The organism is Neorhizobium alkalisoli (assembly GCF_002968635.1).
GTDB classification, from domain to species: domain Bacteria; phylum Pseudomonadota; class Alphaproteobacteria; order Rhizobiales; family Rhizobiaceae; genus Neorhizobium; species Neorhizobium alkalisoli.
Genome location: NZ_PVBN01000009.1, coordinates 214089 through 228308 on the forward strand (window position 1 = coordinate 214089; position 14220 = coordinate 228308).

General features: G+C 60.8%; 12 protein-coding genes. 8 read left to right on the plus strand and 4 right to left on the minus strand.

Annotated features, from left to right (window positions below):
* Positions 1-13 precede the first annotated feature (13 nt).
* The 3 genes from C5L13_RS19840 to C5L13_RS19850 form a co-directional block, all read right to left on the minus strand.
* Positions 14-1771, minus strand: a complete 1758-nt coding sequence (locus C5L13_RS19840; protein WP_105385047.1) for a TRAP transporter large permease — start codon at positions 1769-1771, stop codon at positions 14-16.
* A gap of 95 nt (positions 1772-1866) precedes the next feature.
* Positions 1867-2997: an LLM class flavin-dependent oxidoreductase gene (locus C5L13_RS19845; protein ID WP_105384991.1), complete on the minus strand. Its 1131-nt coding sequence runs from the start codon at positions 2995-2997 to the stop codon at positions 1867-1869.
* A 10-nt stretch (positions 2998-3007) separates the two neighbouring features.
* Positions 3008-3850: an ABC transporter substrate-binding protein gene (locus tag C5L13_RS19850; protein WP_105384992.1), complete on the minus strand. Its 843-nt coding sequence runs from the start codon at positions 3848-3850 to the stop codon at positions 3008-3010.
* A gap of 216 nt (positions 3851-4066) precedes the next feature.
* On the opposite strand from C5L13_RS19850, the gene C5L13_RS19855 reads away from it, so the two are divergent.
* The 6 genes from C5L13_RS19855 (at position 4067) to C5L13_RS19880 (ending at position 10518) form a co-directional block, all read left to right on the plus strand.
* Positions 4067-4432 carry an ArsR/SmtB family transcription factor gene (locus C5L13_RS19855; RefSeq protein WP_105384993.1) on the plus strand — a complete coding sequence of 122 codons (366 nt, stop codon included), beginning with the start codon at positions 4067-4069 and terminating at the stop codon, positions 4430-4432.
* Between the two features lie 3 nt (positions 4433-4435).
* The gene (locus tag C5L13_RS19860) at positions 4436-5065 is read left to right on the plus strand and encodes a glutathione S-transferase family protein (protein WP_105384994.1); all 630 of its coding nucleotides are present in this window, start codon (positions 4436-4438) and stop codon (positions 5063-5065) included.
* A 342-nt stretch (positions 5066-5407) separates the two neighbouring features.
* Entirely contained in the window at positions 5408-6523 is a 1116-nt protein-coding gene (locus tag C5L13_RS19865; protein WP_105384995.1) for an acyltransferase family protein, read from the plus strand.
* A 94-nt stretch (positions 6524-6617) separates the two neighbouring features.
* Positions 6618-7721, plus strand: coding sequence for a glycosyltransferase (locus tag C5L13_RS19870; protein ID WP_105384996.1), 1104 nt, complete (start codon positions 6618-6620; stop codon positions 7719-7721).
* Between the two features lie 5 nt (positions 7722-7726).
* Positions 7727-8746, plus strand: a complete 1020-nt coding sequence (locus tag C5L13_RS19875; RefSeq protein WP_407070453.1) for a glycosyltransferase family 2 protein — start codon at positions 7727-7729, stop codon at positions 8744-8746.
* Positions 8740-10518, plus strand: coding sequence for an ABC transporter ATP-binding protein (locus C5L13_RS19880; protein ID WP_105384998.1), 1779 nt, complete (start codon positions 8740-8742; stop codon positions 10516-10518). Before C5L13_RS19875 ends, C5L13_RS19880 begins: the two co-directional genes overlap by 7 nt.
* Before the next feature lie 57 nt (positions 10519-10575).
* Here C5L13_RS19880 and C5L13_RS19885 read toward each other — a convergent pair whose 3' ends face one another.
* The gene (locus C5L13_RS19885) at positions 10576-12129 is read right to left on the minus strand and encodes an MFS transporter (protein ID WP_105384999.1); all 1554 of its coding nucleotides are present in this window, start codon (positions 12127-12129) and stop codon (positions 10576-10578) included.
* 292 nt (positions 12130-12421) lie between these two features.
* Here C5L13_RS19885 and C5L13_RS19895 point away from each other — a divergent pair, with 292 nt between their 5' ends.
* Together C5L13_RS19895 and C5L13_RS19900 are read left to right on the plus strand one after the other, a co-directional pair.
* Positions 12422-12976, plus strand: a complete 555-nt coding sequence (locus C5L13_RS19895; protein WP_105385001.1) for a TetR/AcrR family transcriptional regulator — start codon at positions 12422-12424, stop codon at positions 12974-12976.
* A 44-nt stretch (positions 12977-13020) separates the two neighbouring features.
* Entirely contained in the window at positions 13021-14217 is a 1197-nt protein-coding gene (locus C5L13_RS19900) for an efflux RND transporter periplasmic adaptor subunit (protein WP_105385002.1), read from the plus strand.
* The last annotated feature ends 3 nt before the right edge of the window (positions 14218-14220 follow it).

A 14220-nucleotide genomic window follows, 5' to 3' on the forward strand; every position in this document is an offset into this window, starting at 1 on the left:
AAAACAAGAAGCGTTAGAAGGTGATCGCCCAGGCGCACAGGATCGCCAGGGATACGAGTAGAGCGACGAGGTAGGGCACGACGGCCCGGAAGAGGGCCGCGGCGGGAATGCGTGTTACGCCGCTGACCACGAAAATCAGCATGCCGAGCGGCGGCGTCAGGCCGTGGATCATCAGGTTGACCACCAGGATGACCCCGAAGTGGATCGGATCGATACCCGCGGCGACCGCAGCCGGCAGCAGAATCGGCCCGAACAACAGGATCGCGGCGCCGATATCGAGCACGATGCCGACCAGAAGCAGGATTACGTTCGAAAGAATGATGACGGCCAGCGCACTGCCGCCCAAAAGCGTCACGAAATTGGTGACGAGGCCGGAGACGTCATCGACGGCGAGCAGGAATGCAAAAGGCCCGGCCGTACCGATCAGCAAGCCGATCGCCGCAGCTTCCGTTGCAGCCTGCCGGAACGACAGAAAGATCGAGCCAGGACCAATCTTCGACCAGACCGCAAGGCCCAGCGTGTAGAGCGCGGCGAGTGCTGCTGCCTCGGTCGTCGTGACGATGCCGACGCGGATGCCGACAACCACGATGACGCCGAGCCCGAAGGCCGGAATGGCGGATACCGCGGCCTTCCAGCGCTCTGCACCGGTCGCCCGAACCTGAGCCGCCTGTTCGCGAACCGTCAGATGGATGGCAACGGCGAGGCAAACCGCCATCAATCCACCGGCGAAGAACCCGCCGACCAGTAGCGAGCCGACGGAGAGATTGGTTGCGGCGGCGAGGATGAGAAAAGCGATCGAGGGCGGAATGACATTATCGAGCACCGAGGTCGCGGCGATGATGGCGCCGGCCTGCGCCGGCGGGTAACCATGCTTGACGAGCTCCGGCTGAAAGGTCGAGGCGCCAAACGCGGCATTTGCGACCGAGGAACCGGAGGCTCCGGAAAACAGCACGCTGGTCAAAAGCGTCGTCTGCGCCAGGCCCGCCCGGCGATGGCCGACCATCGAGGCCGCAAAGCGCACCAGCTGGTTGGCAACGCCCGATGCTGTCAACAGGCCGCCGACCAGAAGGAAGAAGGGGATGGCGAGCAGCAGGAATTTCGACATGCCGGTGACGGTGGTCGAGACGATCGCCGGTTCCGGCAGGCTGCTGCCGAACACGATCGCTATATAGGCGGCAGCGAGAAACGCATGGGCGAGCGGCGCGGCCAGCACGAGGCCGAGCGCCGCGATGAACGCGAGGAACAGGCTCGGCGGGAGCTCAGTATCGATGCCAACCTCCGGCACAGCGAAATAAAGAAGCGCTCCCAACGCAATCGAGGCCAACACGCCAAAAGCGCGCCCTTCGGTAACGCGCCGCAGCAGGAGGACGATCAGGACCAGACCGCCGCCGGCGCCGAGAAAGCCGAAACGGATCCATTCCGGAACACCCAATGTCGGCGAAGTACCGCCAAGCATGGTCATGATCTCGCTGCCGCCAAAGAGCAGGATCAGTGCAGCGAGAACTGTGAAGACATCGCCGAGTGACTGGGTCACCGGCCCAAACCGCTCCGGCAACAAGCGGACGAAAACATCCAGCCGCATCGCGAGAGCGCTGCCGAGGCTGAGCGGAGCGCCGAGCGCGATCAGTGCCACATGCAGCCAGATGCCGAGTTCTTCGGCGCCGATGAAGCCGGTCGAGAAGAAATAACGCAAAGCGACGCTGACCAGCACGACCGCCAGCAGCACTGCCAGGATGAGCCCGGCCAGGGCGCCGAGCACATCCTCGATCATCTTCAGCAGCCGTTCGACAAGGCCGCGCGCCGGCACGATAGCATCGTCGATGAATGGGGACTGGCTGGTTGCCACGGTATTACCTCTTCAATCCTTCAGGCGCTCTTGACCGTCGAAAGGTCGCGGTCGAACAGCGTCGACCAGGTAAAATGCCGCGCCTGCGACACCTCCCGGGAAACATCGAGCCGCGGTAGAACCTTCTCGCCGAAACGGTAGGCTTCCTCAAGCAGGGGCATGCCGGAAAGAATGAAAGTTTCGACCCCGGCCTTTTGATAGGCCTCCAGCGTGCGGACGACCGTATCGGGAGAGCCGACGATCGCCGTGCCCGGACCCGGCCGGACGAGGCCGATGCCCGCCCAGAGGTTTGGTGCAACTTCGAGGTCCCGCAGATTGCCGGGCTTCAGACCTCCATGCATCGCGGTCATCCGCTGCTGGCCGACGGAATCGCTGCGACCGACGAAGCGCTGATTGGCGGCGATCGCCGTATCATCCATGCGGCTATAGAGATCGGCCGCAGCCTCCCATGCCTGCGCGTCGGTATCGCGCACGATCACATAAAGGCGAATGCCGTATTCCAGCTTGCGGCCGTATCGATCGGCCTTGGCCTTGGCGGCATCGACCTTCTCCTTGATCTGCTCCGGCGTCTCGCCCCAGGAAAGATAGGTATCGACATGCTTGGCCGCGACGTCGAGCGCCTTGTCCGAGGAACCGCCGAACCAGAGCGGCGGTGCGGCGATGCTTTCACCGACCGGCAGCGCCAGCTTGGCGCCGTCGGTCTGGAAATACTTGCCCTGATAGCTGACGCTTTCACCAGCAAACAGGCGATGCCAGATCTGCAGGTATTCGTCCGCCATGTCGTAACGCTCGTCATGCGGCATGGTCATGCCGTAAGCGCCGAGCATCTTGGCATCGCCGGAAACAACGTTGATCAACAGCCGTCCGCGCGAAAACTCCTGCAGCGTCGCAGCCATCTTGGCAAGCAAGGTCGGGGCGACCAGGCCGGGATGGATTGCGACCAGGAACTTCATCCGCTCCGTATAGGAAAGCAGCGCGCTCGCCAGCACCCAGACATCATGGGCACCGGTCGCAAACAATGCGCCCGTGTAGCCGAGATGATCATAGGCTTGGGCGAGCTGCTTGTAATAACCGAGATCGACCTTGCGGGAGCCTTCCGGCTGCCAGGGATAGGCTCCGTCGGGAGCGCACATGTACCAGAGAACGTTCATCGGAAGCTCCTCATGCCGTCAAGGCCGGACGCTTCAGCGCGACCGGATTGGAGAAATGGCCATGCCGGTAAAGCGTATCGGCCTCTTCCTGTTGCTCGTCGACAATCGCTTCGTCCGCAGGGACCACCGAGAAATCCCGGGAACGAAGCACACGCTCCCAGGAATCGGCGTCCCCTTCGCTGCCTTCTTCCGCAGCCAGTAGTTCGGCGGCCTTGCGGATATTTGCCGTCACCTCCCGGCCGATACGATCTAGCTCGATGACAATGGCATTTATCGTCTCCGCCGACAGGCCATGCCGCTCCAGCGTCCAGAACAGCGAGCGGTTCGGAATGGTCGATCCGCAGCGGACGATCAGGCGCAAATCCTGCCGGTCGGCGACCTTTTCCAGTCTCGGCGACATGGCGACCCATGCATCGACGCGGCCCTCCAGGAGCTCGCGAAGCGAATCCAGGTTACCGCTTTCGATCCTCGTGACATCAGCCAGGCCAAGTCCCTCGCCCTCCAGGCTGCGGGCGAGCAGATAGGTGTGGAAGGAGCCATCGACCAGCGAAATCCGATTTCCGGCAAGATCCGCAATCGTCCTGATATCGCTATCCGCGCGCGCAAAGATTGCGCCATTGGCAGGGCGCGGCGCGGACGCTGCGATGTAGCGGACATCCAGACCCTTGGCATCCGCCTCGATCGGCGGGGTCGAACCGGTTCCGCCGAAATGGATCCTGCCGCTTTCCAGCAGCGAAGCGGTATCGCGGCCCTCACCATACGACACGAATTCCGGTTCGAGGTCCGCAAAACTACCCGGCCAAAGCCGCGCTAGCCGCAAATGTAGATTGTTCGGATGGACGCCAATGCGCATCGTCTCTCCTGCCTGCAATTTCGCAAAACAATCTACTTTTTTATAAAATGAATGCGAGGAAGCCTGTGCCGATCGACCGGCGGAATCGCAACGAGAAATCTACAAAGGAAATAGAATGGGAAAAATTCCTGCATTTCGAGCGCCGGAACTCTGCTCGGAGATTGAAATCTTCGGCTCAACATTCTACTTTTTTATAGAACAATATGGAGCAGTCCGTTGACCAAGCCGGTCTCCAACCGTGTCTGTCGCAGTGTGGGTGAAGCAAGCGAACTGCTGAAGCTGATCGGTAACGCCAACCGCCTCGCCATCGTCTGTTATCTCATGGAAACGGAAGCGTCGGTATCCGCACTCGAAGAGGAACTCGGCATCCGCCAGCCGACGCTTTCACAGCAGCTTGCGGAACTTCGCGAGGCCGGGGTTATCGAGGGCCGCCGGGACGGCAAGGCGATCGTCTATCGCGTTGCCGATTCGAGGGTGCGAGTGATCGTCGAGACGCTTCGGGAACTGTTTTCCGGGCTCGACGACGTCACGGGGCGCTTCGCCATGGCCAAGGTGCCGGTCGAAGAGATGATGTTCGACTGAACGATGATCGATTTCTATACCTGGATTACCCCAAACGGCTTGAAAATCTCGATCGCGCTCGAAGAATTCGGCCTCGATTACCAAGCCCATGCGATAGACATCACCAAAGGCGATCAGTTCTCGCCGGCGTTTCGTGGCATCAATCCCGGATCCAAGATTCCGGCGATCGTCGACCGCGATACGGGCGTGACGCTCGCCGAATCCGGTGCGATCCTCATGTACCTTGCGGAAAAGACCGACAGGCTGATGCCGGCAACCGGCCCGGCCCGGCTGCAGGTCATTGAATGGCTGATGTGGCAGATGAGCGGTTTCGGCCCGACGCTCGGCCACGCCCACTATTTCCTCACCTACAATGCAGGCGAGGCCCCCTTCGCTGAAGCGTTGTTCGCCAGGGAGACCCGGAGGCTCTACAAAACGCTGGAAGCCCGGCTGACCGGGCGGGAGCATATCGTCGATGACTATTCGATCGCCGATATCGCAGTCTGGCCCTGGGTCTCGCGCTTCCATCGCCACAAGATCGACCTCGATGACTTCCCCGAGGTCAAGCGCTGGTATCTCGCGATCGCCGCCCGCTCACAGGTCCAACGCGGCTATGAAGTCCCGCATTTTACCGGTGCCATACCGATGCCGTGAGGTACGACCGGCAGCGTGCTGGACGAGGTCTCTTCGCGATCTCGAGTGACTTGCTCTTCTTCCTTGTCTTCCCGTTGCGGCATATGAACTGCTTCGGCGTCGCGCACACGTCCGGAATACGCTTTCACAGCGCATGGTCGAAACTTGCGTACGAGGTAGGACCAAAGGCTGCCCCTCCGTCAGGCTAAGGTCTGAACCTCCGTAGCGGTCACAGTTTGGCCGGATTTCACCCAAATTTTCCAGCTGCCAAAAACACTTCGTTGGCTTCCAGGCAAAAGCACGGCTGCAAAATGCGAGTTGTGCGCGGGAGTAATCACAAGTCCTGCGCAACTGGGGGGCTCCATGCTTCATGCACGCGATCGACAACTGGATGGCCTTAGAACTGTTGCCGTCTCGGCGGTTCTATACGGACATTTCTTCGCGGCCGATGGATCGCATTGGGGCCATATCGGCGTACGGCTGTTCTTCGTGCTCAGCGGCTTCCTGATAACCCGACTTTTGCTGGAAGCGCGTTCCACCGCCCGGTATGAACCGGGTACTGCGATAAGATCGTTCTATATCCGCCGCGCCTTGCGGATATTCCCGCCTTACTTTGCGGTGCTGAGCTTCGTCTGGCTTATAAACCTTGAGCAGGCCCGCGGCAGCATCAAATGGCATGCGCTTTATCTCTCCAACTTCTGGTATGCCCTTCGCGATGAATGGACGCCCTGGGTGCTCTGTCACACCTGGAGCCTGAGCATCGAGGAACAGTTCTATGTCGTGTGGCCGCTCGTTATCCTGCTGGCCCCGCGTCGTTGGCTCAAGCCGATTTGCATTGCGCTCATCGCGTGCTCGCTCGCCTATCGGTTCTATTGGCCATTCACGGGAACGCCCTCGCTCGCGCGGGATCTTCTTCCTCCGGCGTCGATGGACGCCTTGGTGGCGGGCGCACTCCTTGCGCTCCATCGCGAGCGATCTCAGACATTGCCGCAGTGGATGCGGCTGAGTTCCGTACCCTTGCTTCTTGCATCGGCCGTTTTGATGTGGCTGAAACCGGTGCCCCTGTCCCCGGTGCTTGCCTGGATGAATTGGATTGGGTTGGAAGTTTTTCCCCTCATACCGCTCGCGGCCTTGGTCGGATACTGCTCATCGGGCCTTCGGGGAACTCCCGGCCGTCTATTGGAACTCTCCCCGATGACCGCTGTGGGGCGGGTAAGCTATGGGGTCTACCTGTTCCATCCAATCGTCCTCTCCTTCGTCATAAGTGCGCAGCCCTGGATTCCGCTCAACGTCTCGGAGCAAGGCTTCGGACGCCTGATCGTAGCGACCACCGGGACGTTGATAGTGGCCTCGATCTCGTGGCTGGTGTTCGAAAAGCCGCTCAACCAACTCAAGCGCTATTTCCCATACGTCCCCGAACCAGGCTGGCGACCATTCCGTCTTTCGGCAAGCCGGAAGATCCGGAGAACTGCGTTATGATGGACCCGACATATGAGGCGCAGTCTGCCGCAGCCGGTTCGGAGGCAGCGCAAATGCCAGAACTCCGATTTCCAAAGCCATTGCGAGTTGAACGATGTCCTCCCCGATGATCTCTGTCGTCTTGCCCGTCTACAATGGTGAACCTTATCTCGCTGCCGCGATCGAGAGCATTCTGCGCCAGGACTATGAGCGCTTTGAGATCGTCGCCATCGACGACGGCTCGAATGACCTCTCCCTTGATATTCTTCAGCGGTATCGGAAGATCGACGATCGCGTCCGCATCGTCTCACGCGAGAACCGCGGGCTTATTGCGACCCTGAACGAAGGCATTGCCCTGGCAAAGGGTGACCTGATCGCCCGAATGGACGCGGACGATATTTCCTACCCGACCCGTTTTTCCCGGCAGGTCGCGCTCTTTGAGCAGCAGCCTCGGCTTGCAATCAGCGGAACGGAAGTCGACCGGCTTCTCGGTAGCCGCGTCGTGCGCAGCACGCCAAATCCCATTTATCAGTCGGGCGATTGGCACATACTGTCGCTGTTCTTCACGATCTTCCTGCATTCGACCGTGATGTATAATCGCAAGGTCATCCCCGAAGACATGCTGGTGTATGACGCGAGCTATATCCACGCGGAGGATTTCGATCTCTTCAGGCGGATTGCACGTGAGTTTCCGGCTGCGATGATCGATGAGAGCTTGGTCGCCTATCGTATCCACTCCGACAGCGTTACAAGCAAGCACAGGCGGCAAATGCGCCGGACCCACCTGAAGATCGTCGCCGAGAACCTCGAACGACAAGGTCTCAACGACGATCCCGACGCTCTTCTTGATATTGGCGCCGCCGTTACGCCGGATACGATACGCCGAGCCGCCGATTGCATGCTCGCGATCGAAGGAAAAATCGCCAGGCAAGCTGATACGGCCTCCAGCAGCTATGCGGAGGGCGCCCTGTGTTTCTTCTATTTCCTCTATCAATTCATTGCTGATGAGCAGCGTCCGGAGCTGACCCACGCATTTCTCAAGCGAACCGGAAAATGGGAGGTCATCCGGCGTCGGGAACGCTACGGGCTTCGAGCCGCCGTCGCTGCACCCTGGTTGAGCCGCATGTCAGAGGGGGTGATCCGCAGACTTGATGGGATGGCACGATATTATCAGTCGGTGCCGGCCAAGACGGTGCTGCCGCTTCAAGGGCTCGCGTGATGTCCATGAAGCACGAAGTCCTCAACGAACACGCCGGTCCCCGCTTGTCTTTCGACGGGCGTCCGCCCCCCGATGCAAGCTTCATTGTCTGCACCCGGAACCGCGCGGCAGCACTCGAAGCCTGTATCACCTCGATCGAAGCGGCCTGCAAAGCCTGTTCTGTGTTGAGTTGCGAGTTGGTCGTGGTCGACAATGGCTCCACCGACGATACAATCCAGCGCTTATCCCGGATCGCGGCGAGATCCATTGTTCCCGTCACGTGGATGGTGGAACCGCAGACCGGCCTGGCTGCCGCACGCAATACCGGGATGGAACGGGCGCGCGGCCGGATTCTGATCTTCATCGATGATGACTGTATCGTCGAGAGCACCTACCTCCAGGACCTGGATCGACATTATTCGGCAGGCGAGCGGTGTATTATCCGAGGCGGCTGCGTCGATCTCGGCAGCCCGCGTGACCTGCCTTTTACGATCAAGCGGTCGCGATTTCGGGCCCGCTTCACGCCGGATGTTCATCCGGGCGGCTTCGTGCTCGGCTGCAACATGACGATGCATCGGGAAGCGGCAATCCGCATTGGCCGCTTTGACGAGCGGTTCGGCGCCGGCGGCCCGCTGCGATCTGCAGAAGATACGGACTACCTCGTCCGTGCCTATCAACTCGGTATTCCGATCGAATATGTTCCAGACATGACGGTTCAGCATTTTCATGGCCGAACCACACGAGATGCCATCGAACGGCTTCACCGGGATTACAGCTTGGGAAACGGCGGCCTGTGTATCAAGCACGCGTTCACGGCTCCCTGGCTGTTCCGCCATTTCTGTTGGACAATAAGGTCGGCGTGGCGGGAACTGTTCGGCGGCTATCGTTTCGATTCCGAGGTTTCGCTGTCGCATTTGCCGATCGTGCTCATGAACCTCGTCGGAGCCGCAAAGTTTGCCTTTATTGCCATCCGTCGGCCAAAACGGATGGACTTTGACGGGATCAGCCGGCTCGCCCGACCTCAAGGGGAATCGCCGCCATGCTAGAATTCCTCACATCGCGTTTCGAGCTATTGCGCCAGGCGCTGGGCAGGAAGGCCGGCCTCCTGGTAATCGTCGTCGTTCTGGGACTGAGCAGCGCCGTTCTCGAGGGCACCGGCATCGGCCTTATCATTCCGATGCTCAGCATCATCGCCGGCGAGAGCGGGGATTCGCGAGTAGCCGGCCTCTCAGCCATTTTCCAGCAGGTGGGAGCGGGGCTGGATGATCGGACGAGGCTGATTGCAATTGCCGCCGCCATTCTCGGACTGATCACCGTTAAAAATGTCCTGGCTTTTGCCAACGCGGTGCTGTCCAATTTCATATACGGCAAAGCCAGCCATTCCATCCGGAACTCCCTTGCCAACCAGCTTTTGACGATAGGCTACCCGTTTTTCCTCCAGGAAAGCCCGGGGCGGCTGCTGAATATCATCTCAAACGAATCCTGGCGGGCTTCGGATGCGATCCAAACCATTCTTGCTGCGATCGTAAACGCATCCGCCGTTGTTATTCTGCTCGCGTTTCTACTGCTTCTTTCGTGGCAGATGACGCTGTGTGTCACACTTGGCCTCGTCCTGATCCAGGCCGTTCACGCGATCCTGTCGACCGGCCTGAAAGGCCCGAGCCGCCACGTGACCTCGTTCAACAGCGAACTCGCCAATCGAATGCTTCACCTCGTCCACGCCGGCCGGCTCATCCGCGCATTCGGGCAGGAATTGAGGGAGAGGACGATCTTCGACTCGGCTTCGGATGCCGTACGAAGGGCGGGCTTCGTTCTCCAATGCCGCCAGGCGACCCTTCCGCCGCTGACCGAGGTGCTGCATTCCGCCCTGTTTCTCACTGTCGTTGTCAGCGCGTGGAGCTTGGGAGTGAGTTTCCCGGTCATCGTGGCTTTCGTGGTCCTGCTCTACAGGCTGCAGCCGCATGTGCGTGCGCTGCAAATGGCCTGGAGCCAGATCCAGGGATGGAGCGGTTCGCTGGAAGAGGTTGGATGGCTGCTGGATCCTTCCGACAAACCGCCGCCGCCGCGGGGTCATCATTCCATCAGCGGACTGCGCGAGCAGATCGAATTCGATCACGTGACTTTCAGATATCCGGGCGCCGGCATGCGGCCAGGCGTGCTGCGTTCCGCCACGTTCGACATTCGCCAGGGCCGCTCGACGGCAATTATCGGGCGGTCGGGCGCCGGGAAGACCACGATCGTCAATCTGCTATGCCGATTTGTGGAGCCGGATCAGGGAAATATTCTTGTCGACGGCATTCCACTCGACCAAATCGATCCCGCCGCGTGGCGCCGACAGATTGCGCTTGCCAGCCAGGATCTCGAACTGGTGGACGGCACCATTTTTGAGAACATTGTCTACGGCCACGAGGCCTCCCTTCCCGAAGTGGAAAGCGCAGCCCGACTTGCCGAGGCGCATGAGTTTATCGAGAAACTGCCTGACGGATATGACACCGTCGTCGGCTACCGGGGAGCGAGCCTGTCGGCCGGTCAGCGACAGCGGATCGCCCTGGCAAGAGCTCTGGTCCGCGATCCGGAAATCCTGATCCTCGATGAGGCCACGAATGCCATGGACGGCCTATCCGAGGCGTCGATCATAGAGACCTTGAAATTAAGAGCCGGACGCCGCACCACAATCGTTATCAGCCATCACTACAGCACCATTTCCTTCTGCGACGAGGTTGTCATTCTCGGTGCCGGCCGCGTCCGCAATCAGACGCCGTTTGCCGAAGTTGCCTCCCTGAGCATGGAACAGCTTTACGAACATGAGACGCCCTGATTCAGCAAGAGACCCGGCTAGCTTGGCTCGCCGCGCCGATGTAACGACCTCACGTTCTCAATGAGCGGATACGACCGCCTTCTCGTCGATATTTGCGCGGGCATAGATCTTTCGGGCGCAGGCCGCGAGCACGAGCAGCGTCACGGCGGCGAGCAGGCAGCAGCTCGCGAAGCCCGTTGAAAAAGATTGACGGGCAGCTTCAAGCCAGGCCGGCGCCAAGTTCCCGTCAAGTGCCTTCGCGGTTTCGACCGCGCCGCCGATCGTCGTCCTCACCGCCGCCGTCTGAGCGGGATCGAGCCCGTCGATATTCACGCCGTCCATCAGCATGCGATAGATCAAGGTGCCCAGGCTGCCGAGCAGCGCGATGCCGAGCGCGCCTCCAAATTCCGCGCTGGTTTCCGAAATCGCCGAGGCGGAGCCGGACCTTTCAGGCGGCGCTGCTCCCACGATCAGGCCTGTCGTCGTCAGCACGACCGGCACGAAGCCGACGGCGATCACCATGGTTGAGCCGAGAACCCCGAAAAGACTTTCGGAATAGGCGGCGACCGACATCAGCAACATGCCTGCAGCGTTGATTACCAGACCCAGTAACACGGTGCGGACCGGGCCGAAACGGTTGGTGAACCGATAGGCCTGCAGAGACATGACCGTGAAGACGATCGAGGAAGGGACCGACCAAAGAGCCGCTTCGAGCGGTGTGAGGCCAAGGACGAACTGGAGGAAAAGGTTCTGGTAAAGAAAGACGCCGAAGACGAAGAACATCCCGGCAAGGTTCACCAGAAGCGAGGCTGTGAAGGCGGGTAGCGCAAAGAGCTTCAGCTCGATCAAGGGGTCCGGCAGGGTCTTCTGACGGTTCACGAACAGCCAGCCGACAGCAAGTCCGGCGGCGATCGGCAGCAGATAGCGAAGATCGAAACCGTCTGCCGCCATGTGCTTGAAGCCGTAGATGATCGGCAGCACGGTGGCGAGCGACAGCAGCACGCTCAGGAGGTCAAGCTTGGCGCCGCCCGGGCTCTTGTATTCCGGCAGCAGGATCGGCGCTACGACCAGCAGGACGAGCATGACCGGGATGTTGATGAGAAACACTGCGCCCCAGTGGAAATATTGCAGCAGAAAACCGCCCAGAAGCGGCCCGATCAGGCCACCGAGGGCAAACGCCGTGCCCCAGATGCCGATGGCGCGGTTGCGTTCCGCTTCGTCCTTGAACAGGTTGACGATCAGCGACAGTGTCGAGGGCGCGATCGTCGCTCCGGCGATGCCGAGAAGCGCCCGTGATGCAATGAGCTGCTGCGCGGTGGTGGAAAAGGCCGCCAGCGCCGAGGCGACACCGAAGGCGGCTGCGCCGATCAGCAGCACGCGGCGGCGACCGATTCGATCCCCCAGCGTGCCCATCGTGACCAGGAAGCCGGCGACCATGAAACCGTAGATATCGTTGATCCAGAGCAGTTCGGAGGCCGATGGGTCGAGGTCGGCGACGATCGCGGGAATGGCCAGGAACAGGATGGAAAGATCCATCGAATAGATAAGGCAGGCAATCGACAGCACGCAGGCGCCGATCCACTCCCTGCGGCCAGCGAGATTCGGGCTCGCATTGCCTCTCTCGATACGCATGGAACTCCTCCTATCGCGGCGCGCAATGTGACCTGCCGGAGGAGGAATGGCAACCGACGTCTCGATACCCGCTACATCATGCCGACCGATTGGAGCGCTCAGGTCCGGCCGTCCAGGAGTTTCATGTGTCGTGCTCTCCTGCGCAACCGACCGCGCCCGCACCCCGAGCGCATTCTTCCGTTCGCCGTCATACACCCCTGCGGATCGACAATTTTTATGCGAACGATCGTTTTTCTATTGCATTTAAATACGACCGTTCGTAAATTGTGCAAGTGATAAATTGGAGAGTGACGTGGGTCGCATTCGCAGAATCATGAAGGACGACATCCTCGATGCAGCCGAGCGGGTGGTTATGAAGCTTGGCGCGTCCGGGCTGTCCATCGACGCCGTCGCCCAGGAAGCGGGCGTCAGCAAATCGACGGTCGTCTACGATCACAAGTCCAAGAGCGCCCTTCTTGAAGCCCTGATCGACCGTCGTCTCGCACAGGAACTGGAACGGCAGGCTCAATCCGTCGCCGAAGCAGCCGATACGCCGCATCCCGAACTGTTCGGACGCATCAAGTCTGCTGAGCGGGTCGTGGACGATACCGAGCGCGCGGTCGCGATGGCAATCAGCGCTTCGGTCTCATCGGAGGAAAAGCTCCAGCAGCAGATGCGGGACTGGACCTTGAGCGATCTCGAAGCAATGTCTTCGGGGCTGCGTCCGGAGGCTGCCCTGATGGCTTACCTCGCCCTGTCGGGCTTCTATTTCACCGAACTCTTCGGCTTCCATCAGTGGAGTCGGGGTGACCAGTCCAAAATTCTCGAAGGTGTGCGAACGATCTACACGTCCTATCCCGAGAAGTAACCATCGCCCCCAAGGGCCAGCAACAAACGATCCAAGGAAGAACCATGTACCGCTGCAGACAACTGCCGCGCCTGAAGGCGTGTCTTATCGCAACCTCCGTTCTCGCATTTACGGCAACGGGCGTCATCGCGCAGGAAGGCGGAGAAATGCCGCCTCCAGTCGTCGGTGTGCTCGATCTCAAGGCGCGTCCCGTACCAGTCGTCAGCGAACTGCCCGGCCGCGTGGCCGCGACCCGCGTCTCCGAAGTGCGCGCCCGCGTTTCCGGCATTCTGCAGGAACGGGTGTTCGAGCAGGGAACGCTCGTGAAGCAGGGCGAGGTCCTCTACCGCATCGATCCTCGGCTGTTCAAGGTCAGGGTGGCGAGCGCCGAGGCGACCCTGCGCCGGGCCGAGGCCACCCGCGACAATGCCAAGGTTCAGCTCGAGCGCCAGAAGACACTTCGCGAACGCAATATCGCCAGCGGGATCGAGTATGACACCGCCGCCGTCAATCTCGCCCAGGCCGAAGCCGATGTCGCTCTCCAGCAGGCTGCTCTCGAAGAAGCGAAGATCAATCTGGAATATACCGAGGTCCGCGCTCCGATCACAGGCATCATCGGCGGCGCCCTCGTCACCGAAGGCGCGCTCGTGACGGCCGACGGCACGTCGAACCTTGCGCTGATCCAGCAGATCGATCCGGTCTACGCCGACTTCACCCAGTCCGCGCAGGACCTCCTCGCTCTGCGGCGCGCGGTCACCGACGGCAAGCTGGCCAGCCCCGCCCCCGGCGAGGCAAGCGTCGAACTCGTCTTCGACGGTGGCGGCGTCTACGGCCGGAAGGGAAAGCTGCTGTTCTCCAGTGCCAACGTCGATTCCACCACGGGCCAGGTCACGCTCCGCGCGGAATTCCCTAACCCGAACGGCGACCTCCTGCCGGGCATGTATGTCCGCGTGCGCATCGAGCAGGCCGTCCGTCAGGGTGCGATCACGGTTCCGCAGCGATCCATTCTCCGGACCCAGGATGGCAAGGCGCAGGTCTACGTCGTCGTTGCGGACGGCACCGCCAAGATGCGCGACGTCGAGCTTGGCCAGTCGCTCGGCCAGGAATGGGTGGTGGAGAGTGGCCTGCAGGTCGGCGACAAGGTCGTGGTCGACGGCGTGCAGAAAGTGCAGCCGGACACCAAGGTCGCACCGGAGCCATGGATATCGGGCGAACAGAAGCAACCGGGCGGGGAAACAGCGCCCGCCACCTCGGGCCAGTAAGGT